Source organism: Paenibacillus lignilyticus (genome assembly GCF_017942085.1).
Lineage (GTDB): Bacteria > Bacillota > Bacilli > Paenibacillales > Paenibacillaceae > Paenibacillus_Z > Paenibacillus_Z lignilyticus.
The window spans coordinates 886,112-908,366 of record NZ_JAGKSP010000002.1; the positions used below are offsets into that span (position 1 = coordinate 886,112).

General features: G+C 47.9%; 18 protein-coding genes. 4 read left to right on the forward strand and 14 right to left on the reverse strand.

Translation table 11 applies throughout. From position 1 onward, the window contains the following. Nucleotides 1-31: 31 nt before the first annotated feature. On the reverse strand, nucleotides 32-1,099 hold the full coding sequence (locus tag I8J30_RS08970; protein WP_240547915.1) for a glycoside hydrolase family 130 protein: 1,068 nt from the start codon (nucleotides 1,097-1,099) through the stop codon (nucleotides 32-34). 341 nt (nucleotides 1,100-1,440) lie between these two features. Between I8J30_RS08970 and I8J30_RS08975 the strand changes: the two genes are divergently transcribed. After that, nucleotides 1,441-2,451 carry a LacI family DNA-binding transcriptional regulator gene (locus tag I8J30_RS08975; RefSeq protein WP_210657304.1) on the forward strand — a complete coding sequence of 337 codons (1,011 nt, stop codon included), beginning with the start codon at nucleotides 1,441-1,443 and terminating at the stop codon, nucleotides 2,449-2,451. 137 nt (nucleotides 2,452-2,588) lie between these two features. Here I8J30_RS08975 and I8J30_RS08980 read toward each other — a convergent pair whose 3' ends face one another. The 6 genes from I8J30_RS08980 to I8J30_RS09005 all read right to left on the reverse strand — a co-directional run bounded on the left by I8J30_RS08980 (nucleotide 2,589) and on the right by I8J30_RS09005 (nucleotide 10,578). Next, the gene (locus I8J30_RS08980) at nucleotides 2,589-2,966 is read right to left on the reverse strand and encodes a hypothetical protein (RefSeq protein WP_210657307.1); all 378 of its coding nucleotides are present in this window, start codon (nucleotides 2,964-2,966) and stop codon (nucleotides 2,589-2,591) included. 444 nt (nucleotides 2,967-3,410) lie between these two features. Then, nucleotides 3,411-4,406, reverse strand: a complete 996-nt coding sequence (locus tag I8J30_RS08985; RefSeq protein WP_210657309.1) for a Gfo/Idh/MocA family protein — start codon at nucleotides 4,404-4,406, stop codon at nucleotides 3,411-3,413. Between the two features lie 247 nt (nucleotides 4,407-4,653). Then, nucleotides 4,654-6,903, reverse strand: coding sequence for a glycosyl hydrolase family 95 catalytic domain-containing protein (locus tag I8J30_RS08990; RefSeq protein ID WP_210657310.1), 2,250 nt, complete (start codon nucleotides 6,901-6,903; stop codon nucleotides 4,654-4,656). 78 nt (nucleotides 6,904-6,981) lie between these two features. Next, the gene (locus I8J30_RS08995) at nucleotides 6,982-8,628 is read right to left on the reverse strand and encodes an extracellular solute-binding protein (RefSeq protein WP_210657312.1); all 1,647 of its coding nucleotides are present in this window, start codon (nucleotides 8,626-8,628) and stop codon (nucleotides 6,982-6,984) included. Between the two features lie 129 nt (nucleotides 8,629-8,757). After that, nucleotides 8,758-9,639, reverse strand: coding sequence for a carbohydrate ABC transporter permease (locus tag I8J30_RS09000; protein ID WP_210657314.1), 882 nt, complete (start codon nucleotides 9,637-9,639; stop codon nucleotides 8,758-8,760). A gap of 9 nt (nucleotides 9,640-9,648) precedes the next feature. Then, nucleotides 9,649-10,578, reverse strand: coding sequence for an ABC transporter permease (locus I8J30_RS09005; RefSeq protein ID WP_240547999.1), 930 nt, complete (start codon nucleotides 10,576-10,578; stop codon nucleotides 9,649-9,651). Nucleotides 10,579-10,858: 280 nt separating this feature from the next. Between I8J30_RS09005 and I8J30_RS09010 the strand changes: the two genes are divergently transcribed. Beyond that, nucleotides 10,859-13,177: a helix-turn-helix domain-containing protein gene (locus I8J30_RS09010; protein ID WP_210657316.1), complete on the forward strand. Its 2,319-nt coding sequence runs from the start codon at nucleotides 10,859-10,861 to the stop codon at nucleotides 13,175-13,177. A gap of 8 nt (nucleotides 13,178-13,185) precedes the next feature. Next, the gene (locus I8J30_RS09015) at nucleotides 13,186-14,769 is read left to right on the forward strand and encodes an extracellular solute-binding protein (RefSeq protein WP_210657318.1); all 1,584 of its coding nucleotides are present in this window, start codon (nucleotides 13,186-13,188) and stop codon (nucleotides 14,767-14,769) included. Nucleotides 14,770-14,870: 101 nt separating this feature from the next. Here I8J30_RS09015 and I8J30_RS09020 read toward each other — a convergent pair whose 3' ends face one another. The 3 genes from I8J30_RS09020 to I8J30_RS09030 form a co-directional block, all read right to left on the reverse strand. After that, nucleotides 14,871-15,968 (reverse strand): mandelate racemase/muconate lactonizing enzyme family protein, encoded by a 1,098-nt coding sequence (locus I8J30_RS09020; protein WP_210657320.1) that lies wholly within the window; start codon nucleotides 15,966-15,968, stop codon nucleotides 14,871-14,873. Between the two features lie 207 nt (nucleotides 15,969-16,175). Next, nucleotides 16,176-16,841 carry a GntR family transcriptional regulator gene (locus I8J30_RS09025; protein WP_210657322.1) on the reverse strand — a complete coding sequence of 222 codons (666 nt, stop codon included), beginning with the start codon at nucleotides 16,839-16,841 and terminating at the stop codon, nucleotides 16,176-16,178. A gap of 519 nt (nucleotides 16,842-17,360) precedes the next feature. After that, nucleotides 17,361-17,666 carry a WGxxGxxG family protein gene (locus tag I8J30_RS09030; RefSeq protein ID WP_240547916.1) on the reverse strand — a complete coding sequence of 102 codons (306 nt, stop codon included), beginning with the start codon at nucleotides 17,664-17,666 and terminating at the stop codon, nucleotides 17,361-17,363. A 508-nt stretch (nucleotides 17,667-18,174) separates the two neighbouring features. Here I8J30_RS09030 and I8J30_RS09035 point away from each other — a divergent pair. After that, complete coding sequence (locus tag I8J30_RS09035; protein WP_210657624.1) at nucleotides 18,175-18,363, forward strand: hypothetical protein; 189 nt, start codon at nucleotides 18,175-18,177, stop codon at nucleotides 18,361-18,363. Between the two features lie 111 nt (nucleotides 18,364-18,474). Here the strand turns inward: I8J30_RS09035 and I8J30_RS09040 are convergent, their stop codons facing one another. From I8J30_RS09040 to I8J30_RS34195, 4 genes are all read right to left on the reverse strand, one after another. Further along, entirely contained in the window at nucleotides 18,475-19,971 is a 1,497-nt protein-coding gene (locus I8J30_RS09040; RefSeq protein WP_210657324.1) for an aldehyde dehydrogenase family protein, read from the reverse strand. A 216-nt stretch (nucleotides 19,972-20,187) separates the two neighbouring features. Next, nucleotides 20,188-20,700 carry an AAA family ATPase gene (locus I8J30_RS09045; RefSeq protein ID WP_210657326.1) on the reverse strand — a complete coding sequence of 171 codons (513 nt, stop codon included), beginning with the start codon at nucleotides 20,698-20,700 and terminating at the stop codon, nucleotides 20,188-20,190. Nucleotides 20,701-20,785: 85 nt separating this feature from the next. Further along, nucleotides 20,786-21,670, reverse strand: a complete 885-nt coding sequence (locus tag I8J30_RS09050; RefSeq protein WP_420831218.1) for an NAD(P)-dependent oxidoreductase — start codon at nucleotides 21,668-21,670, stop codon at nucleotides 20,786-20,788. Between the two features lie 93 nt (nucleotides 21,671-21,763). Next, entirely contained in the window at nucleotides 21,764-22,153 is a 390-nt protein-coding gene (locus tag I8J30_RS34195; RefSeq protein WP_420831219.1) for a WG repeat-containing protein, read from the reverse strand. Between the last annotated feature and the right edge of the window lie 102 nt (nucleotides 22,154-22,255).

The window sequence follows — 22,255 nt, forward strand, 5'->3', positions numbered from 1 at the left end:
GTTCCTCCTCTGGTCTATCATTTGTGTACACTCATAGTTGATTGTTCAGCTGCTTGAGCCCAAGGTTGGCTCTAATGGCTTCTATTGTTACCTCTGCGTAACCGATCGAGGTATCGCTTGCCCCGTAATAGATTTTCGCCAGACCCTCTTCATGCAGAGCGCCGCAAGGGAAGATGACATTCCCGAAAAATCCTTCCAGCTCATAGTCCGTCTCCGGCTCCATGATGGGCTCCACACTGCGTGCAATGACTTTCCATGGCTCATGCTTATCCAGCAGCAGCGCCCCGATGCAGTAGCGGTTGGACTTATCGGCACCGTGATAAATTTCGAGCCAGCCCTCTTCGATTTCGAACGGGACTGCGCTTGCTCCGATTCGGCCGTCGTCCCAGAAACCGGGCCTTACGCCGATTAGGTGACGATGGTTGCCCCATTGCTTGAGATCGCCGGATTCTGCAATCCACATCTCCGGTTGACCGTAATGGGAGCAAGATGGACGGTGAAGCGCATAGTAACTGCCTCCGATCGAAGCCGGGAAGATTGCAACGTCTTTGTTATCGGGGTGAAAAATGTTTCCTTGTCTCGTAAAGGTAATGAAATCTTCCGTTGTAATCATGGAGGTGCAGATGCCCAATTCAGAAATTGCAGAGTAGGTGATGTAATAGATGTTGTCTATTAATGTAATGCGAGGATCTTCGATGCCATAGCTCTCGTACGGACCGCTGGGAAGAAGTGTAGGTTCGGACTCGATTGTGAAATGAATGCCGTCTGTGCTCCGCGCTATTCTTAAATGCGACATAGACGTTAAGTAATTTCGTTCAGGCGTGCGAATGACTCTTACATCGGAGAAATCGTATTCCGGCTTGCGTTCAATCTCTTGCAGCACGATGCGGTCTTCGGAAGGATGATACAGGGGGACTACGTAAACCTCGGGATTATCGTTAATCGGACGTTCAGCAACGCGGAGCAGCAGGATCGTTTCATCCAGGTAGCGGGTAACTCCTGCATTGAATACTCCGATGACCTCCATATTCGGATTGGAAGCGTTAACATTTTGAGGTTGAATAATAGGATTACTCGGTGACCGCCTCGGTTTCGTCAAGGGCACTCTCTCCTGTCCAATACTTCTCTATTTGTTTCGCTAGGTATTTATTACCTTATGTAAGCGATTATAAATTAGGTTATTATTTCCTGTCAACGGTTAAAATAAAGTTATTTCATTCTTCGTCAAAAGCGACTGTAAACAGCTGGAAATACCGATTAAACCCAGTAAATACGCGGGTTTTCATGAAGTAAAGTAATGTTGAAAACCAACTTTATTGTAACTTTATGCTGAAATTCCGATAAGTCGCCTGGAAACTTATAACTTTACAATTGACTTGTTAAGTAACTTTTTATACTATCTAGTTAGCAGTCAAAATGACATTATTAGGGGAAATTCGCATGCAGGTGGGTAAAGTTACGCTAGACACCATTGCCGCGCAGCTCGGCATTACGAAAGTGAGCGTATCTAAAGCTCTAAACAACCAGCCGGGTGTCAGCGAAGAGTTAAAGCGACGTATCGTTCAATCTGCCCGTGAGCTGGGATATATCAAGAAGGGGAACGTCAAACCTTCTACTGCAGTCTCCAAACTGGGACTCATTGTACCCAAGCGATTCTTTCTGGAATCGGATAACTTCTATACGAAAATCTATTATTATACCAATCAGGAATGCGCTAAGAAGGATATCAGCTTATCTTTATATGTTCTTGATCCCGAGCAGGAGCAGAGCGCCTCGCTTCCGCTCTCACTCGTTCAAGATCAGAGCGATCTGGACGGACTGTTCGTAGCCGGAGAGGTTGAAGCAGACTACATGAAGATGCTGCTGGACTGTCCATTTCCCATAGTAGTCATTGATTTCTACAAGGCGGGCATGACTCTGGATTGCATACTGGCGGATAACTATCAAGCCGGCTATACCGTAACGAACTACCTGATCCAGAACGGACATACGCGGATCGGTTTCGTTGGCAATCCTCAATTCACAACCAGCGTGATGGACCGCTACTGCGGTTATATTAAAGCTCTTACCTATCATCAGCTTGAGATTAATCCGAGCTGGCGAATCGTAAATAATGATATCAACAATTCCTATGTGATGGACTTCCAGCTTCCGGCTGAGCTTCCAACCGCATTCGTATGTCACTGTGATATGGCTGCCTACAAGCTGCTGCTCAAGCTGCAGAAGGAAGGTATTTCCGTGCCTGGCGAAGTATCTCTTATCAGCTTTGACAACACGGACCTCAGCCAGAGCGTAACTCCTGCTCTTACTTCCATGAATATCAGCAAACATGATTTTGCGACCGAAGCCGTTCACCGCATGTTGTGGCGTATTAAGCATGACAGTGCGCATAGCAAGACGACGTATCTGCAGAGCAAGTTAATTGAACGAGATTCGGTTAAACGGATGTAAATGCAATGCCCCTAAACACAGGAAGGCTGCCTAAGCAATTTGCTCGGCAGCCTTCCTGTGTTTAGGGCTTTAGTTGTTACGTTCATACTCAATATCCACTTGTTCTCCGGTTTGGGCGTCCACGTAAACCTTTTCCACTACTGAATTACATCCGCCGGCGGCAATGCAAGATAGACGGCATCTATTTCATTTTGCCCATGAATCCATGCATGTGCAATTCTGTGCCCCCCATCAATGAGTTGTCCGTCTGAACATAATAATATGGGGTACTCCATGTTTGCATTGATAATCCGCTGACAGTGAAGAGCGACATTCCGTATAGATGGGATTGGTGTATTCCTGCTGCCGGTAAACCAACAATCCTGATCAAGCTCCTTGATGGAATCAAGCTGGATTTTCTGAACGGGTAAGTTCATTGATAACGCCCACAGCTTCTCTACATCCCAGACATGTCGCCTGCCGTCAATTATCCTTCCGTGTTTATGCTTCATTCTTGAAAGTAACTCTTCCATCATGATCACCTCGGTCTTTTAATTATGGATGGGCCGTCGTCAGAGGAGACTTCGCTTGACTCTTATCTCATCACAATATACATTGGTTCTATTGTCATACTCGATGGAGGACTTATGCCTAAAATACGCCAACTGAATACACATGCAGACTTCGAAAGAATGCGAATATTTACTCGTCCAATCGTCATATTCCAAGAAGGCGAACTTCTAGGCTCAGGAGTCATCATTCAATCGCATGATGAGACTATAGTTACCTCTACCACAAACGAGCAGTATAGGAAGGCGACCTGTCAATTTTACTATGGCTCCAAATAACTTGCCCTTAGTTCAGCCGACCGATTGAAGCATCGGGTTGGATAGCGCAACAGGCCGCCAATATTGGCAGCCTGTTTTTGTTGTCCTATAGTGCCCGTTAGCTTTATGAAAGACCGAATCCGGCTAGACCTATCACGCTTCGCTCGGATACTTAAGTCCCCATGGCTCACGGATCCGGTCAAGCGTCTCCATGATACGCACAGTCTCGTCGACAGTCAAGACTTCGCTCTCCTTGCGGCCCTCGCGCAGGCAATCCATCGCCTCGATCGCCTGATAGAAGTGACCCGACGGCTCGAGCTCGTGTTTGAAGACGACCGGCTCCTCCCCGCTTACATGCAGCGTAGCGGCCTTGGCAAATAGGAATCTCGGAATTTCGATCCGCCCCTTCGTGCCATAGATGACGGCCTCGTTGGTCATGGACAGTCGTACCGAACTGTGCAGGCTGGCGGTGCGGCCGCCGCTGTATTCGAACAGCAGCGAGAACTGCTCATCCACGCCTGTCTCGCCGATCCGGACGGAGCTCGAGATCGTGGAAGGCTGCTCTCCGCCGTACACCATCGACGCGAACGAAACCGGGTAGATTCCGGCGTCGAGCAGTGTGCCGCCGCCCTTCTCCTTGTTCAGCAGCCGACCTTCGGGATTCCAGCCTGCGTCGAAGCCGAACTCGGCCTTTACAATGCGCACGTCGCCGATCACGCCGCTGTCCAGCCACTCCCTCACCTTGACGATTGCAGGTAGATACCGCGTCCACATCGCTTCCATTAGGAATAGACCCTTCTGATGGGCCAAGTCCGCAATCTCGCTAGCCTCGGCAGCGTTGATCGTGAACGGCTTCTCGCAGAGCACGGACTTGCCGCCGCGCAGCAGCGTCAGCGCGTTCTCTTTGTGGATCGGATGCAGCGTGCCAACGTAGACGATCTCGACGTCCGGATCGGCCGCGAGCTCCTCGCAGCTGCCATAAGCGCGCTGGATGCCGAATTTCTCGGCGAATGCTTGCGCCTTCTCGAGCGAGCGTCCCGCGACGGCGACTAGCTCAGCGCCCGGCGCGTGCGGTAGCTCCGTAGCGAAGTTGTCCGAGATGCCTCCCGGGCCCATGATGCCCCATTTCACGATGCGTTGTTCCGCCATAAGTAAAGTCCCCTTTTCCTCTCAGATAACTCCACCTTAACCGATTCGAAGACGATTGCAAAGCGTTTCTGTCAAAGTTAATTCACATTCATTATTGTTGTCATTTAAACCTTCGTACCTCGTGTTTACTACTCGATAGTTGAGAAAAGGCATCTGACCTCAGTTCACTGACAGAACATTTTTGTATTAAAACTACATTACCTACACTCCTAAACCACCACTCATTTTGAAAATAGTCCAAACGCTCTTAGAGTGAAGTAATCATGCACGTTTCGCCCGCTTCCAGCGCGATCGTGAATATCTCGTTCCTGCTGCAATGAACCTCTTGACCGCTAGAGCCTATTCGCAACATCAGCCTTTCTCCAGCGAAACTATTCTGTACGCGGAAGGTTCCTTCGCGTTCGGCACGAAGTTCGACATATTCAAGCTTGTCTGCATGAAGCCTAGCCGAAACAAGCACGCCCATCTCGCCGCGAAAATCGCGGAATTCGACGCTTCGCTTTGCCCAATCGCGTGGAATAGCCGGAAATGCGCGAATCGTTTCTCCGTCCGTATGCAAAAGCATTTCCTGCAGTGCGCTAACGGCAGCGAAGTTGCCTTCCAGTGTAAAGGGACGATAATGAAACATGCAGACGCCTGCTCGCTTGTAGTCCCCGTTCAGATGAAAACCGTTCGGCGAGCACGTATGCTGCCACATTTGCCGAAGATGATAAATCGCCGCTTCTCCATTGCCTTGCCGCGCATAGAAAGCAGCTGCCCAAGCAAAGCTGTAGCCCACCCATTGACCTTTGCCGAGACGCTCTAGGTTCGCAATCGTTGCATCGGTGATTTTGCGATCACGCTCAGACCCTCGATGGTCAAGCAGCTGCAGCGGATAAATCGCCATCATGTGCGAGTGGTGCCGGTGGCTTTCTTGAAGCGATTCTTTCGGATTCAGCATCAGCACATGACGCTCATTAACGGCAAGCTCTGGAAGACCCGCTAGCACGTTCGCCCATCTGTCGGCATCAGCTTCATGACCGAGCCAATCAGCCATATCCTTCAATCGACGGAACAAGTAAATCAGAAGCGCAAGGTCGTAGTTGCTCATGGGATCAAACCAAGCCTCAAGCAAATTGTCGTGAACCTCGGGCGAGCTCGATACCGGCAGACGCAGCTTGCCGTCTTCGCCAGGTACTAGCCATCGCTGCACGCAGTCAGCGGTTTCCTTGAAATAGACATAAGCTTTATCGCGCAGAAAATCATGGTCTCCTGTATAAAGCCAGTAATGATCAAACGCCTGGCACACCCAGATGACATTCGTTATACTCATGGAATACATGGGCCAACCACCCATTGCTCCGCCAGTAAGCGTCATGACCGAAGGCAGGTTGAGACCCGGGGCATCGAAGAAGCTTTGCGCGAACCGATGGGCCTGAGGCCGCAGATCCCACAAGAAATCGATAAAGCTTTCTCCTTCTTCCAGATGGTTCGCCTTCAAATAGTGCCAGTAACAAAGCTCTGTATTCAAGTCGTGATGATAATCGCCTTTCCACGGCGGCAGAAGCCCTTCATCCGCCGTCCATACGCCTTGCAGCGGCATCGGCGGCGCCCCTTTGCGCGAGCATGAAGCAAATAAATAGTTGTTCAAATACCACTGCTTCTCCGCTTCTGCGTCCGGCAGCGAGATAGAGCTCTTCGCCCAATAACGCCCCCACCAAGTACCATGCTCGCGGAACGCATGATCGAATCCTTCCATACTCGCGTCCGTTACTTTACGCTTGGCATTCTCTAACCAATTCTCTTCGTCATGATTGGCCGTTATCGCATAAACCCATTCCCGCGTACCGTCATCGGTCTTCCGCTGCGCAACGACAATGGCATATTCCAGCTCATGGCACGTCCGCTGATAGAACCATTGCAAGCTGCCTTCCGAGTGTTTAGCCGCGGCCGGGTACTCCAGCCGAGTAAGGCTTGTAGCAAAGACGGGGTCGTTGCTTTCTTCCTGAAACGCTCCCGTGTAATCCGGAGGCAGAACTTCCAAAAATCCATCTGTTTCCGCAGCCCCGGTCATTCTGATATAACCGAGTCCGTTCAAGGCGTGCAGAAAGCTGGATACGCCAACCATCTGATCGCCGAACGTAAGCTGGACATGCGCGCAAGCTTCTTCTAAGGCAAGATGACTCCTCATCTTGTCAGCGTGCTTGCTGAAGCGCAGTTCCAGACTGCCCGCTGGCAATTTCGTCGGGTAAGGATAAGTCTCATAGAAGCTGTCGAACCGGTTAAGAAGCGACTCTTGATCACCGCGGCGCACGCAATCGATCATTTCCGCATAGGTGAACCCGTTATCCAGCACCTCAGGCGCCAGCCGTAAATCCCAAATATCGCCGCGGTCCAAGCTGAATCGGAGCGGCTTCCCATTTCCCCATAAGAGGCAACCGGTCAATCCGTTGCCTAGAGGCAGCGCCTCATCCCATCTGGCGATTGGTTGATCAACTATCAAGTCATGCTTGCTCATCGCTTCAGCCTCCGGTATGAATAAACCATCCCCTCTTTGTTCGGAAGCATCAAAGGAGGAAATGGTTTATTTGCCTTATTATTTCTTCACTTTACTATTCTGCAAATCGAGAATCGCTTGCAAGTCTCCCATTTTCTTGATCGTATCCAGGTAGTTATCCCACTGGTCAAAGCCCATCTCGCCTTTAATAAATTTAACCGCTGATTCTTTGACATACGTGTCGATCGGCGTCATCGTATTCGCTACTTCATCGGTTTCGTCTTTAGACAGCATCACCTTCGGCGCTCTGTCATTCGGCGAGATCGATTCGCTGCCGCCATAGTTATTCGACGCCATATAATAGTTTTCCAATTGCGCCTTGCCGTCGTGGTAGAACAGCACATCCGGAATCGAAGTATAAACGGCGATTCTCTCTTGCGGCGTAAAGACGATGCCAGGACGCGTGCTCATGGATGCGGAAACCCCCATCTTCGCGAGCTGGTCTACGAAGTCCGGAGCGGATTTGAGCGCTGGCAGATACTGCTTTTGTCCGTCCTTCACTTCGTATGATTTGCCTTCGATCCCCCACATCAACAGCTCGATCATTTGGTCGCTGTATTGATAATCAAGCAGTTTCACGACCTGTTCCGGATGTTTCGTCTTCGCGGAAATGACGAGGCCAGCGCCGTTTCGCAGCCCTTTTCCTTTAGGCTCGCTGTCGTACTTCCACGCTTTACCGTATGTTGGATTATCTGCCGTCATCGCAAGCGTCCATGTTACGCCCGCTTCCTTATTCGCATTGAAATCAGCAACGTAACCAGACCACAGCTGCGGATAAATGAACGTTTTGCCGCTCGTTGCTTTCGGTTTCGCCTGATCGATCTCGTCCGACCAGAAGGCCGGATCGATCAGCTTCTCGGAATAAAGCTTGTTAAGGAACATGAGCCCCTCTTTGTACGCATCTTCAGTCGGTCCGTATACATACTGCGTGCCATTCCAGTAAATGCCGCTCGACGTATGGTTGGCGTTCAGAATGCCGTCGTAGCCCAAATACTGTTCGCTTTGACCGATCGGATAAGAATCCGGATACAACGCCTTCAGCTGCTTCGCGGCCGCATACATTTCTTCTTGCGTAGCCGGTACTTTGATGTTGTTCTTCTCGAATACATCAAGACGGTAGGCGGCAGCGTATTGGCTTGGCTCTACATCAGAAGGATTCGAATAACCGTCGTAGAAGGCAAACAATTGATTGTTCTCGGTCATCAAGTATTGTTCTTTGTTCTCGGTAGCGTCGACGAAGGTTTTGTAGTTCTCTTCTTGATCGATATATTTGTTCAGGTCAAGGAAAAGACCTTGCTCGCCGTATTTGACAATATTATCGTTGCCGAGCACGAGCATAACGTCCGGAATATCGCTGCTTGTCAGCATGATTTGCGTTTTTTCCCTGTACTCGCCCCATGGAATGCGCGTCCACTCGATCGAGACTTTAGTCCCCATGTAGGCTTCGATTTCTGTCTCATATTGCTGCTGGATGAGCGTTCCCGTCGGATCGCCTCCGAAGTGCGGGATCACAACCTTGAGCTTCAATTCCTCGGGTGCGGAAGCTTCGTTCGCGGGAGCGTTCGCTTCGGAATTATTGGATGAAGAGGTATTCCCATCATTCGATTTGCTGCATGCACTTAGAAATACAGTCGATATTAGCGTAATCAGTATCAGTACTCTCAAGATCGAAAACGATTTTTTCATACTAGATCCCCCTCTAAGTTGAACGAAATGGTTTGGAATGCAAATGCAACTCTCTATCCCTGCCGCAAACCTCGTTGAAACGTTCACCTCCTTTCATGGGGCATGCAACAGAATCAGAGATGAAGCTCGTTACCCTTTGATAGAACCTACCATGACGCCCTTGACGAAATACTTTTGCACGAACGGATAGATGCATAGAATCGGAGCCATGGTGATGACGATCGCCGCCATCTGGATGTTTTTCGGATTGATCTGCCGGTTCAGGATCATCTCCTTTACCCGCGAGCTTTGCCCTTCCTGCTGCGTGAAAATGATGGAGCGCAGGAACATTTGCAGCGGATACCGATTCTCGTCCTTCAAATAAATCAGCGCATTAAACCATACATTCCAGTGCGCCACGACAGTGAACAAGGCGAAGGTGGCTAGCAGCGCCTTGGACAGCGGCAAATAGATGCGGAACAGTACGACCAAGTCATTCGCTCCGTCGATATAAGCCGATTCCCGAAGCTCCGATGAAATATTTTGAAAGAATGTCCGAAAAATAATGACGTTATAGGCGCTGATGCAGCCAGGCACGACCATAACCCAGAAGGTATTCAGCATATGCAGCTGTTTGATGATCAAGTAGGTCGGTATCATGCCTCCGCTGAAGAACATCGTAATGGCTAGAAATACGGTGATGCTTTTCTTGAGCTGAAATTTCGAAATCGTGAGCGGATACGCCATCAGCGATGTCAGAAACAGCGTCAACAGTGTACCCGCCGCGGCATAAAGCACCGTATTGCGATAGCTGATGTAGAGCATCGGCTTCTCGAAGATGACGCTATATCCCATCGTGTTAAACCCTCTTGGGAACCATGTTACCTTCCCTAGCGAAATATAATCGGAGTGACTTAAGGAAACCGAAATTACATTGATCAGCGGGTATACCGTTACAACCACTAGCAGCAGCATGAGTCCGATATTAACCGCATCAAAAATACGGGATCCCAAACTTGATTTATATACCATGCGATTCACCTACCATAAGCTCGTTTCCGAGTATTTGCGTGACAGTCGATTCGTAATGAGGACGAATAGGAAGGATACCGCCGATAACATCAATCCGACGGCTGCCGCATACTCGAATCGTCCACCTTCAATCCCTAATCTGTACACATACGTATCGATTACATCAGCCTTCTCGTAAGTACTCGGGTTGTACATGAGCAGCACTTTCATGAAATCGGTACCTAGAATTCCACCTACGGACAAAATGAACAAAATGATAATCGTAGGCATAATAGCCGGAATCGATATATTCCTGATCTTCTGCCACCGATTCGCTCCATCGATCGATGCCACGTCATAAAGCGTGGGATCCGCATTGCTGAGAGCGGCTAAATATAGAATGGTTCCCCATCCGATCCCCTGCCAGATGCCCGAGCCGATGAACAACGTGCGGAAGTATTTCGATTCTGTCATAAAGTTAATTGGTTCTAGGCCGAACAGCCCCGTAATCTGGTTAAACAAGCCATCAAGCGATGCAAACTCTTTGAGCATCCCCACGATAATGACGGTAGATATGAAGTGCGGGAAATAGGAGACGGTCTGCACGAACTTCTTTAACGCCGTATGCCTGATCTCATTAAGCAGCAGCGCTAGAATGATAGGTGCCGGAAATCCGAATACGAGTCCGTAAGCGCCGAGAATGAGCGTGTTTTTGATCGTTCGCAACGCCATTGGATTGTCCAGAAATTGCTTAAAGTATTTGAGACCGACCCATTCGCTCCCCCATATTCCCTTTGCCACGTTGTAATCTTTGAATGCTACAAGCACGCCGTACATTGGAAAGTAGGCAAACACCAGCACGATCAAAAAGCCGGGGAGTACCATGAGGTACAAATATTTTTGCTGCATGCATTCACGCAAAAATCGGTTTGGCCCGCTTGTGCCGGAACGCGCTTTCATTATGCCTTTCTCAGATGCCGTCTGATTCACGACGCGATTCCTCCTTCTCTATGCTTAGACCCGTTATCGTTCATTTCGAACGTCCGCTGTCTGACCTAACGATAGGAGAAACCGCTTTCAACCGCAATTTAAAAGATGTTAGATCATCATCAAAATGTTAGATTCGGCCATATAACTTTTGTTAGGTACCTTAGGCGAAATAAGCTTCTTGACGCTATCCGTTCTTATCATGTAAGGTGAAACCTACATGCCTGTCCTTTATTCGTCCTAGGAGGAAACCATGATACAACTGTTGAAGTCGATTCCGCGCAAAGCGACGGCCAGCATGAAGAAGAAGACGCTGGTTAGCATTTTCCTGCGCTTTTTTGTGCTGACTGTGCTGCTGATGGTTTCGTCCGCCACGATAGCTGTTTATTCGAACTACCGGATGATCGACGACGCGAAAGAATCGAACCGGAACTATTTGCGCGCTGTCTCCTCGTCGCTTGATGGCTTGTTCAACAAGCTTAAAGACAAAGGCTATAGCATTGCCTCCGATACCGATTTTCTCAATCTGGTTGCCATGACGGACAAATCGCAAAAGAATTATAGCTCCACCTCTTTCGAATTGAGCAATAAGCTGTACGATCTGTATATTAGCGATGATGTAGTCGATGATGCCTTTATCTATTTCCAGAACCTTAATACTGTACTGGCCGGTTCCGGATCCTACGATCCGACTTTTTATTTCAATCGACATTATCGCTACAAGGACTACCCGCAAGCCTTCTGGAACAACGCGCCCGAGAGTGGCAGCGATTCTTCCATCTTCCCCGCTACCGACGTAACGACGCAGAGCGGCGACTCCGGAGAGAAACGATATAAGAGCATCGTTCCGCTTCTTCTCAACATCGAAAGCCTTGCTCGTGCGCGCAGCTACATGACCATTAATATAGACGAACAAAAAATCTATCGATTGATTGATGACATGAACATTACGAAAAAGGGAGATATTTACCTCGTCGATACGCTTCATAACCGATTTATTAGCACAACAGACCGCAAAAAGCTTGGCGAAACGTTCGATGCAAAGTCACTCCCCTTGAATGTGACCGACGGCAGCACCGAATCGACCGTGAAAATCGGCAGTGAACGGTACATGCTGTCTTTTCAACATTCGACCTGGAGTAATCTTGGATTCCTGATCGTGACTCCGGAGCACATGCTGACCGGCCCAACGAACCATTTTCTATATTGGACCATCGGTGTAATGGTCTTGTTCATGCTGATCGGGACGTTCATTTCGGCCGTATTCACGCGGGGCATCTATTCGCCGCTGGCAGAGATCGTCATTCAGATGAAACGCTTTGCAATGTCCCCTTTCGAGCATGGCGGATCAGAATACGATTATATAAAAGAAAATATGACGTCATTGCAGCAGTTTCATCAGGAAAGCATGCCCTCGCTCCTGCAAATCTTGCTTTACCGTGCGCTGAATCAGCAGATTGATCAGGCAGACATCGACCGCCTGCAGCAGAAATACGATTTTTTTCGTGGCGGGGACTGCTTCGCCCTTGCGGTCGTCAGAGTCGGCTTCTCCGCTTGGAGCGAGCGATCACCTGCAGATTTGAAACGGCTTTTAGCTGACTTCAACAAGCCTGCGCTTGATATTTCAGAGCATGAGAGCGTTCTCTTCTTACAGGAACATAACGCGGAGGACATACATGCTAGTGTCCAGCGGTTAGGCGATTTATTCGCGGCATTCCTAGAGGATCATCGTGCTAGCGTAAATCTAGCTGTAGGTATCAGCCCGATATTTCATCCATTAGAGCAAACCTCGAAGGCCTATAAAGAAGCTTGTGCTGTCTTGGATTTGCGAAGCGTGAACAAAGAGGGCGTCCTATTTACGGACGCGGATGAATCCCGAGGCGGCAGAGCTAGCGCTTATCTCGCGGCAGACAAGAAAGAAATGCTATACAAGCATTTGGATCACGGTAATGTGGAGGGCGCCGCTCATTTGTTGGAACAGCTGCTTGGGGAGGCGCGCAATCAGGACATGCCGTTTAAACTGTTCAAACAGCTGGCGAGCGATCTGCTCTATCTCGCGGTCGAGATCGTCTATGTTCGCGGCATAGACGATCAATCTTTATTTGACATGCCTGCCGACGAAGTCATCCCTTACATCGGCACCGTTCAAGATCCCCGGATCTTGGAGTCCTTATGCCGAGATATCTATCGCGCGCTATCCGTTCATATCCAGAACCAGCTCCAATCGTCGAAGACGATTAATGGGATGCTGGATTATATTGCGCAGCATTTGCCGGAGGCCAATTTGACGATGATTGCCGATCGTTTCAACATGAATGCCAACTATGTTTCGCAATATTTCAAGAAGCAGCTAGGCGTTACGTTTACCGACTACATTAATGGGCTAAGAATCGATAAAGCGAAGAAACTCTTGGTTGGCTCGGCTATTACGGTAAATGACATCGGCAAGCAGGTTGGCTTCAATAATGCGAACGCCTTTATTCGCATGTTCAAGAAGCTCGAAGCCGTGACGCCTAACGAGTACCGCAAGGGCAACCAAGCGCTGCATCAACAAGCAGCAGCAGAGAGGTGATGAGACATATGCTGTACAGACATCGAACAATCATCCTAGTATCCTTTCTGACCGCGGTACTTCTGCTTGCAGCTGCTTGTCTGTTCGTCGTATTCGATAAGAAGGCTGAAGGCAAGCAAGCTGAGCCGCCGATCGTAATTAAAGCGGCCGTCCCTTCCTTCGCTAGGGAACGGAATACGATGATCGACCTCGAGTACGAGCGGCTTACGCAGTTGAAGTTCGATTGGATTCAGTTTCCGGTGAACGATTATATCAAACGCATCAAGCAGCTGCTGGCCTCGTCCGGAGAGAAACCGGATATCTTCATCATCGATAAAGATATGGTGCAGCGGTTCGGTCCACAAGGGATGTTGCTCGATCTACAGCCCTACTTGGATCGGATGCCGAATTTGCAGCGCTGGATAAGCAAGTACCCGCAAATCTACCGCAGCATCGTCACCGAGGATGGCAAGCTGTATGGGATTGACGGCTTCAACACGTATGGGCAAATGCCGGTCGGCTATATGCTGCGTGCGGATATCTTCTATCGCAACGGAATGCTGCTGCCGAAGACGTTCGATGAGTTATACGATTCGCTCAAGCAGCTCAAGAACATGTATCCGGATTCGAAGCCGATTTCGAATCGGTGGGGGCCGAACCGGCTCTTGGAAAGCTTCTTCATGGCCTATCACACGCATTACGGCATTTACTTCAATAACGAAGATTTGAGTTATAAGTTCGGACCTGTGGAGAGCAACTACAAGAAGGCGGTTGAGCTTGCCAGGAAGTTTTACGAGGCGAAGCTGATTGATCCCGATTTTGCAACGACCGCGGAGTCGCAGTATTTCGAGAACATTACATCCGGCAAAACATTCGCTATATTTAACGATTATTTTATAGAGATGGACGGGTGGCAGGAAAAAGGAAAAAAACAAGATTCCTTCTTTAACTTGAAAGCAGTCCTCCCTTTCATTACCGATACCGGCCTGCAAGCACTCGAGAAAGTTCAGTACCCGAATACGCAGGGAACTTGGGTCATCGCGATCAACGCTAAATCCAAACATATCGACGAATTGATCCGCTTGCTTGATGCGCAATATTCGGCTGAAATGATGGAGCTTGTCAATTGGGGGATCGAAGGAGATACGTTCGTTTGGGCTAACGGGGAGCGTACGTATACGTCCAAGATTCAAACGAAATTGAATCCGAAGGGGACAGTTCCGCCGCAGCAGCTAGGTATCGACGGCCGAACCGGTATTTGGGTGCCCTACGATCAAGATGCGGAGTATAAGCGAAGCTGGGGAGCATTGGGGCTCGAAGCGCAGCAGTCCTATAACGAAAACGCAAGCCGGATCGGTTTCTTCGATGGGCCGGCTGTTCCGTTCAAGCAGGATGAGCTAAACACGATTACGAAGATTATGACCCCGTTAGACAAATTTATAACGGGGAAGCTGATCAAGTTCGTCACCGGCGAGCTGAACATGGATAGCGACTGGAACTCGTTTCAAGAAGAACTTGGCAGAATGGGCTACCAACGCGTGTTGGACATGTACCGCGAGAAGTTCGCAAAGCTGCCGGAAGATCAGAAAAAGCTGAATAAGACCATTAGGTAACTAAAAGAACCCGGAACAATTTCCCATTGTTCGGGTTCTTTCCATCTAGGAAAGTTCCCGATGAAGGAAGCCATCCGGAACTTATCCATTTTTCTTTCGTTTTACCTTACTCGGTATTCATCAAAGAACATCGGCAAAATAGTCGTTGAAGCACCTGGCATTTCAGGCAGCACGTAGAATCCTTCCTTGACGGTAGCCGGCTCTTCAAAGATGTGACGAATCCAAGGGATATACTCCAGCATTATCGCATTCTGAGTGGAGGCAACGAGATGCTGATGGATTTGACCCATATCTCCGACATGCGGACAGATCGGTACATCGTAAGATGCAGCCAGTCCCGCAACCTGCAGCCACTCGGTAATGCCGGCTACGCGCGTCACATCTACTTGGCAGTATTCTACGGCACCTTGATGAATATAATCGCGGAAGGCGTATTTGTTATAAACATGCTCGCCAAGCGCAATCGGTACGTTCAGTTCATCGGCCAACTTCTTATGACCCATGATATCGTCCGGATTGAGCGGCTCCTCGAGCCAGAACAGATCGAATTCTTCAAGCTTCTTGCCCCACGTCATCGCTGTATTGATGTTCCATTGTTGGTTGACGTCGATCATAAATATAATGTCGTCACCGATTAACTTGCGAACCGCTTTACAGCGGTCGTAATCTTCGCGCGGATCCTGCTTTCCGACCTTAATTTTGATACCCGTAAAGCCCGACTCGACGATCGCTGCCACATCCTTCAGCAGGCGCTCTTTCGACCAATTGAGCCATCCGCCGTTCGTGTTGTACGCTTTAATCGGCTTGGACTTCGCTCCGCCAAGCAGTTGCCAGAGCGGCCTATTCGATGCTTTTGCCATAATGTCCCACAATGCAATGTCCACCGCCGCGAGTGCCATGTGCGTAACTCCAGCTCTGCCAATCCAGTGCATTTTACCAAAGCGCATCTCGTCCCACAGCTCTTTTACCATATACGGATCTTTACCGATTAATAGAGGTTTGTAATACTTTTCAATTGTATCGGCGATCATATCGTCGCCATGGGCGCAAGTTCCCGTATATCCATATCCGATAAAGCCTTCATCCGTATAGATGCGGACACCGGCTAAGCCCCAATGCGTCGCGACGTTAATGGCATCAGTAATCGGAGGTGTGATCGGTACGTGCAGGACAAACGTTTCTACATTCGTAATTTTCATTGGTAACCGCTCCATTCATTGGATATGAAAGTATGAAACTATTAGTAACCGAGTGACGCTCCCCCATCTACTGGAAGAGCTACGCCCGTAATGAAACCGGATTGAGGAGTGGACCTCCCCGGGTCACGATAGCCGTTTTCCCCACTAACTCGTCTAATCGCCCCACAACAATTAATCATTTATCATGTATGATTTATTTCAAAAAAATTATAGGAAGAAGTTTCTCGTACGTATATGCGAGTTTTTCAAATGCTGAAGAAGGTGGTTTGCTGCACCATCAAAATCGCGGGACACCAAAGCATTGACGACAAGCATGTGCTCCGCCCACTCTTCTTCAATGACTTGAAGCTCCATCTCTTTATGGATAAACGATAAATATCTATGTATGCGCTCGATATACATGTTGATTAGCTTTTTTAGCGTTTCGTTATCGCAGTATTGCAAAAGTAAACCGTGAAGGTTCCGATTCATTTCCGCAATCCGCTGAAGCTTCTCTTCGTTTTCCGTTGGCTTGTTATTAGACCATTCTTCCATGTCCCGGACGATATCTCTAATTCTGTTGTCGGGGATGAGAGGTGCTGCTTTAGATAGAGCAAGCGTTTCCAGGTTCATTCGAATTTCAAAAATTTCATCCAATTCTTGCAGCGTCATCTCAGTCGCGTACATGCCTTTGAAAGGCACCATGTGAACTAATCCTTCAGCTGTCAATCGGGACAGCGCTTCTCGAATTGGGATATTACTGACCTCCAGCTCGCGAGCCAATTGATCAATATTGATCTTCTCGCCAGGAGGGATTTCGTGATTCATAATCTGTCTCTTGAGCAAAGCATAAATCTCATCGGTAAGCACATATCGGCTTAAACCCTTTTTCATAGTGATCACCGACCCTTTAATATATCATACACGATTTATTATATAAGAGGATTGGTCATTAGACAAGATCAAATCATACAACATGCAGGCTGGCGGTCCGGTAGATCCTTGTGCTCCGGTTGCCCCTTGTGCTCCGGTTTTTCAAATAGATATCAAAACAAGCCCACCTCCATTATTTCTTGGAGACGGGGCTTGTGGAACTTTAACCCATAAACCGTTATCTTCTTTTAAACATGAAGGGCAGAAAGACGAAAGGAACGAAGAGAAAAAAAGGAAAACCGAACATCTTACTGATCAGTAGGAATAAGCCGCTGACAACAATGGTAAAAAACAAACTATATAAACAACCTCTACCGGATATATTACTAAAAAAGAACACTTTATTCCTCCTTCAAAACCTGACAGCGCCGAGCCCTTCAAATCGAAAATTGTTAACTCGAATAATTTTAAGTAAAGTAACAAGACAAGACCATGGCTTGAGCAATTGCCACGGTCTTGTTATAAAATAACAATCTTTAGTTATGAACGCTCAGGATTACGGTCATGGTTACGACTTCTCAATCCAGCTAAACCGATTAGACCTAAAAGTCCTAACCAGCCCCAATCCATGTCATTATCATCATTTACTGCATTAGCGCGATAGTTACCTGCTGCAGTTGATGTCGCATTGTAGCTATTTGTATTTATTGAACGGTTGTCATAAGACTGGTTACTTTGTGTAGATGGTGAGGTCATATTGCCTGCAGCGCTTAAGATTCCGGCACCCATCATTAAGGTGAAGCAGCCTAGCAGCAAAAATGTGAATAGATATTTCAAATTTCTCATGTGAATTAACTCCTCTGCTGATGTTTTGGTCTGTCTTACTTTTGTTTTCCCTGTATGTAAGTGAAATATTCGATCGATTAAATAATCATACAATGTAACAATCCTGCCAGGAACGAGGTAGTAAATAATTCCCTTCTGCACCTGAGAATTCAGCTTTTTTATTGGTTAAATACAAAAGCTCCCTAGAAAGGAGCCTTTGAGGAGATATAGCAATTATATTTAGCGATTGTTTCCACGGGACCGTTGCTACCTTGAGAACCGCTGGAACCATTACTACCACGGGATCACATTAGAGCCCAATCGATGGAGGAAGACTCTAACCATTCAAGTTCGTTAATATTTGGATCTACATAACCCGATAACTGCCCCTTATTTTAGTTTTTTTAAGTAAATCGGACGTTTGCTCGTCCATCATCATCGGACATTCTTGATGTAAATACATATTTATCATCCTCCCATGGGCAATATAGATTTTGTTGTCATTTAAATTTAATAAGGAGGATGCAGTATGCAAAATGAACAACATGAAGTGTCTAAAGCTGATGTGCAATCCGTTAAGCTGAATAAACTTCCAGTTGCAGGAGCCGCGGATACGGAATTTTCTTCCGAGGAATCAGCTGAAGTATTGCAGCACAACCCTGAAGCGAATGAAGCTGCAGCTAACGCATCAGCAAAAGAAGTTCTGGATGAATTCTAAATAATATAAAGCAAAATGCCCGGATCCTAACCGGTTACATTTGTTTAATAATCAAGGCCCTTAATCAGTTAGTAGAATAAAAGCTTTGGCGGCTTCGCCAAAGCTTTATTGTTATTGCATATTAATCCAAACGCTTTTCACTTCGGTGTAGTTGCGAAGAGCATAGTCCCCCATTTCGCGCCCTATGCCGGATTGTTTGTATCCGCCAAACGGAGAAGCGGCGTCAAACATGTTATAGCAGTTCACCCACACCGTGCCGGCGCGAAGCCGGTTGGCTGCGTAGTGCGCGTTTTTGAGGTTCTCGGTCCAAAGACCGGCAGCAAGTCCGTATTCACTGTTATTGGCACGATCGATCACTTCATCGATGGATTCAAACGGAATCGCGCATACAACCGGACCAAAGATCTCTTCGCGGGCAATGGTCATCGACTCGTCAACGGCGGCAAAGATCGTCGGTTTGACGTAGTAGCCCGCATCAAAGCGGTCCTCCCCGCCACAAACAAGCTCCGCACCTTCCACACGTCCTTGGCGAATATAGCCAAGCACTTTTTGCTGCTGCTCCAGCGACACAAGTGGACCCATTTCTGTGTCAGCGTGAATGCCGGGTCCCTGCTTAATTTTTGCTGCGAAGGACGCCATGTCAGCAACCACGTTGTCATACGCTTTTTTCTGAACGTACACGCGGCTGCCTGCGCAGCACACCTGCCCTTGGTTAAACATCACGCCTGAAAGCGCACCGGGGATGGCTCGAGAGAGATCCGCATCAGGCAAAATAATGTTCGGTGATTTACCTCCAAGCTCAAGGGTGACACGTTTGACATGGTCCGCCGCTTGACGCGCGATGAGCTTACCGACTTCCGTGGATCCGGTGAAGGCAATTTTATTCACGTCGGGGTGAGTGACAAGCGCTTGACCTGCCGTTTCGCCAAAGCCTGGGACAATGTTAACGACGCCGTCTGGAAAACCGGCTTCTTGAATGAGCCTTGCCAAATAAAGCGCGGACAGCGGCGTTTGTTCTGCCGGTTTTAAAACGACGGTGCAGCCCGCGGCAAGAGCGGGACCGAGTTTCCATGCTGCCATTAAAAGTGGGAAGTTCCACGGGATGATTTGTCCGACAACGCCGACAGGCTCGTGGCGGGTGTAGTTGAAGTACTCACCGGCAACGGGAATCGTTTGTCCGGTAATTTTGGTTGCCCATCCGCCGTAGTAGCGGAAATGATCTATCGCAAGCGGAAGATCGGCTGCGCGAGTTTCGCGAATCGGCTTACCGTTATCTAACGACTCGAGCTGCGCAATCTCTTCGCGGTTTGCTTCAATTAAATCGGCAAGTTTAAACAAGAGGCGACCACGCTCAGAGGCGCTCATCGTACGCCACGGACCGCTTTCAAAGGCGCGTCTTGCCGCAGAAACGGCGCGGTTAATATCCTCTTCTTTGCCTTCATGCACCTGAGCAAGCAGCTCTCCGGTTGCCGGATTGTAACTTACGAACGTTTTGCCTTCTGCCGAAGGTACAAATTGACCGTTGATGAACAGTTGTTGCGGCTGCTTGAGTTGATTTTCGATCGTTTGGTTTACTTTAACTTCCTGTGTCAGTTGACATCCCTCCATTTGAGATTTGTTTTCACTACAATCACAAATATATGGGGGAATGTCCATTTTAATAACTGAGCAAAAAAACGTAGCGCAACGAAAATGGAGCAGCTGCGGATCGCAAACTGCTCCATTGTTCATTGAAATATCATGCCCGTTAACGCAGTGGATGGTTCTATTCGTATCCAAGTTCACTGATGTATTGGGCTGTCCTTGAGCGCCCGCAAGTTACTGTCATTGGCGTTCATTTGCTTCGATTTGATGGAGGATTTCGTCAACGACGTACGCGATCGGTGCGGTGGCGTCGATTAAAATCCCGTTTTGGGGAACGCCTTCCTTCGTTTGATGCAAGCGCCGAACGATTTCCCGTTCCTCTGGTCTGCCACCCCAGTCAGTTGGGTCCAGTGCCACTCGCTCATCAATCCGCCGAAGACAGGTTTCCAGGTCGACCTCAAGGACATACACACTGTCGAATAGATCAATGAATTTGGGGAAATTCCGCGAACCACCGCAGAAAAACGTTACCGCCTCATCTTGATTGGCGACTAAAGCTTTTACTTTATCTACATGCCAAATGTGGTGTTCGGGTTTGAAGCCATCCGTCGGGGTACCGGTTTCCGGGTCGCCTTGATAAGCCAATTCACGGTCACCATGAATGGCATGGTAGCCGCGCCGCTGCAATTCGTTGCAGACCGTAGTTTTGCCGGCGCCGGAAACGCCTTCAATCAGATAATTCCTAATACCCATGACAGACCCTCCATTCGACTGGAAAAGCACAATAAATTTTCGGACAATGTTCCTGTCAACCGACAGAAATAAAGTACTCGCAATATTAAACCTCTCCTGCCAAAAGCTTGTACAATGCTTGAGTGCCGCTGTTCTCTTCTCCTTTGCTTGCAAGCTCATCATATAATGATTTGGCTAATTCAAGCCCGGGTGTTAATAATCCCATTTCTTTGGCAGCATCAAGAGCAATCCCCATATCTTTAATGAAGTGCTTGACATAAAAGCCGGGCTCGAAATTTCCGTTGATCATTCGCGGTCCCAGATTACTTAATGACCAGCTCCCGGCTGCTCCGGTTTCTATGCTTTTCAATACGGTATCAGGATCAAGTCCTGCTCTTTCAGCATATACGATCGCTTCACAGACACCAATCATAGTGGATGCTATTGCAATTTGGTTGCACATCTTTGTATGTTGTCCGGCACCTGAATCGCCTTGCAATTGGATATTCTTGCCGATGATTTGAAAAATCGGAAGCAGTGCTTCGAAAGCAGAAGCGTCTCCACCAACCATGATCGCTAATCTGGCTTCTCTTGCCCCAATATCGCCGCCGGAAACCGGCGCGTCAACTGCGTAAATTCCATTCTTTTTCGATTCCAAATAAATTCTTCTCGCCAATGATGGTGTAGATGTTGTCATATCTATGACATATGTGCCTGCTTTTGCATTTGATATGATTCCGTCTTGTCCAAAATAGATTTCTTCCACATCTTTAGGATATCCCACCATAGTAATAACAACATTTGCTTGTGAAACTACCTCCGCTACAGTATTCTTCCAAACTGCGCCTTGAGTGATCAGTTCATCTGACCGACTTTTTGTCCGATTATAAACGATTATAGAATATCCTGCCTTCAACAGATGACCGGCCATGCTCTTACCCATTACGCCTGTACCAATAAAACCAATTACAGTATTATCTTTACTAAGCATCATAAGTGCGCTCCTTTAAATTAGAGAATGTCAAAACGTCCTTAGTTTTCTTTATTTTATCATTTCTCTCCATTCAACTAAACTGCCGTCAGCTCAACAGGCTGCCATTTGATCAATTTTCTTTGTTGTGCTATTGTGTCCCGTTAGCTGGGCAAAAGCTCGATAAACCTTCGAAATAACCGCCCTATTTTCTCGAAATGCGTAGCATCTGAGAAACTTAGCCTGAATGACTTCACTTCCTATTTTATTAATAAACCCAAATCGATTATTTTGGCTAAACATAGCTAACCCACATTGGAATTCTCGCAGCCAAAAATAATTGGTACGGAGAACCTCATTCCCCTCGTAATCGATTAAAGAACAAACATCATTGCGAACAACTGGCGCATAACCTTCACTAAAATAGCCAGTTGAGTCATATATTGCTTCTATTTTCAATTCCCCACTTTCATCTATAAATCCGTATTTAGCATTCAGTCTAATCCACCACTTTCACTTTATATTTTTCCGAAAATCTTCCGATACATAATACCACAAATTGGAACAAATCCTCCCCATTACTTCAATGGAAACGGCAGCTGACCA

Coding starts and splice junctions, on each gene's coding strand:
- I8J30_RS08985 (WP_210657309.1), bottom strand. CDS start 4,406: ATGGCGGAACAACGCATCGTGAAATGGGGCATCATGGGCCCGGGAGGC.
- I8J30_RS08995 (WP_210657312.1), bottom strand. CDS start 8,628: ATGAAAAAATCGTTTTCGATCTTGAGAGTACTGATACTGATTACGCTA.
- I8J30_RS09000 (WP_210657314.1), bottom strand. CDS start 9,639: ATGGTATATAAATCAAGTTTGGGATCCCGTATTTTTGATGCGGTTAAT.
- I8J30_RS09050 (WP_420831218.1), bottom strand. CDS start 21,670: ATGCTTAGTAAAGATAATACTGTAATTGGTTTTATTGGTACAGGCGTA.
- I8J30_RS09015 (WP_210657318.1), top strand. CDS start 13,186: ATGCTGTACAGACATCGAACAATCATCCTAGTATCCTTTCTGACCGCG.
- I8J30_RS08975 (WP_210657304.1), top strand. CDS start 1,441: ATGCAGGTGGGTAAAGTTACGCTAGACACCATTGCCGCGCAGCTCGGC.
- I8J30_RS09010 (WP_210657316.1), top strand. CDS start 10,859: ATGATACAACTGTTGAAGTCGATTCCGCGCAAAGCGACGGCCAGCATG.
- I8J30_RS09005 (WP_240547999.1), bottom strand. CDS start 10,578: ATGAAAGCGCGTTCCGGCACAAGCGGGCCAAACCGATTTTTGCGTGAA.
- I8J30_RS08990 (WP_210657310.1), bottom strand. CDS start 6,903: ATGAGCAAGCATGACTTGATAGTTGATCAACCAATCGCCAGATGGGAT.
- I8J30_RS09030 (WP_240547916.1), bottom strand. CDS start 17,666: ATGAGAAATTTGAAATATCTATTCACATTTTTGCTGCTAGGCTGCTTC.
- I8J30_RS09020 (WP_210657320.1), bottom strand. CDS start 15,968: ATGAAAATTACGAATGTAGAAACGTTTGTCCTGCACGTACCGATCACA.
- I8J30_RS09045 (WP_210657326.1), bottom strand. CDS start 20,700: ATGGGTATTAGGAATTATCTGATTGAAGGCGTTTCCGGCGCCGGCAAA.
- I8J30_RS09025 (WP_210657322.1), bottom strand. CDS start 16,841: ATGAAAAAGGGTTTAAGCCGATATGTGCTTACCGATGAGATTTATGCT.
- I8J30_RS09035 (WP_210657624.1), top strand. CDS start 18,175: ATGCAAAATGAACAACATGAAGTGTCTAAAGCTGATGTGCAATCCGTT.
- I8J30_RS09040 (WP_210657324.1), bottom strand. CDS start 19,971: ATGGAGGGATGTCAACTGACACAGGAAGTTAAAGTAAACCAAACGATC.
- I8J30_RS08980 (WP_210657307.1), bottom strand. CDS start 2,966: ATGATGGAAGAGTTACTTTCAAGAATGAAGCATAAACACGGAAGGATA.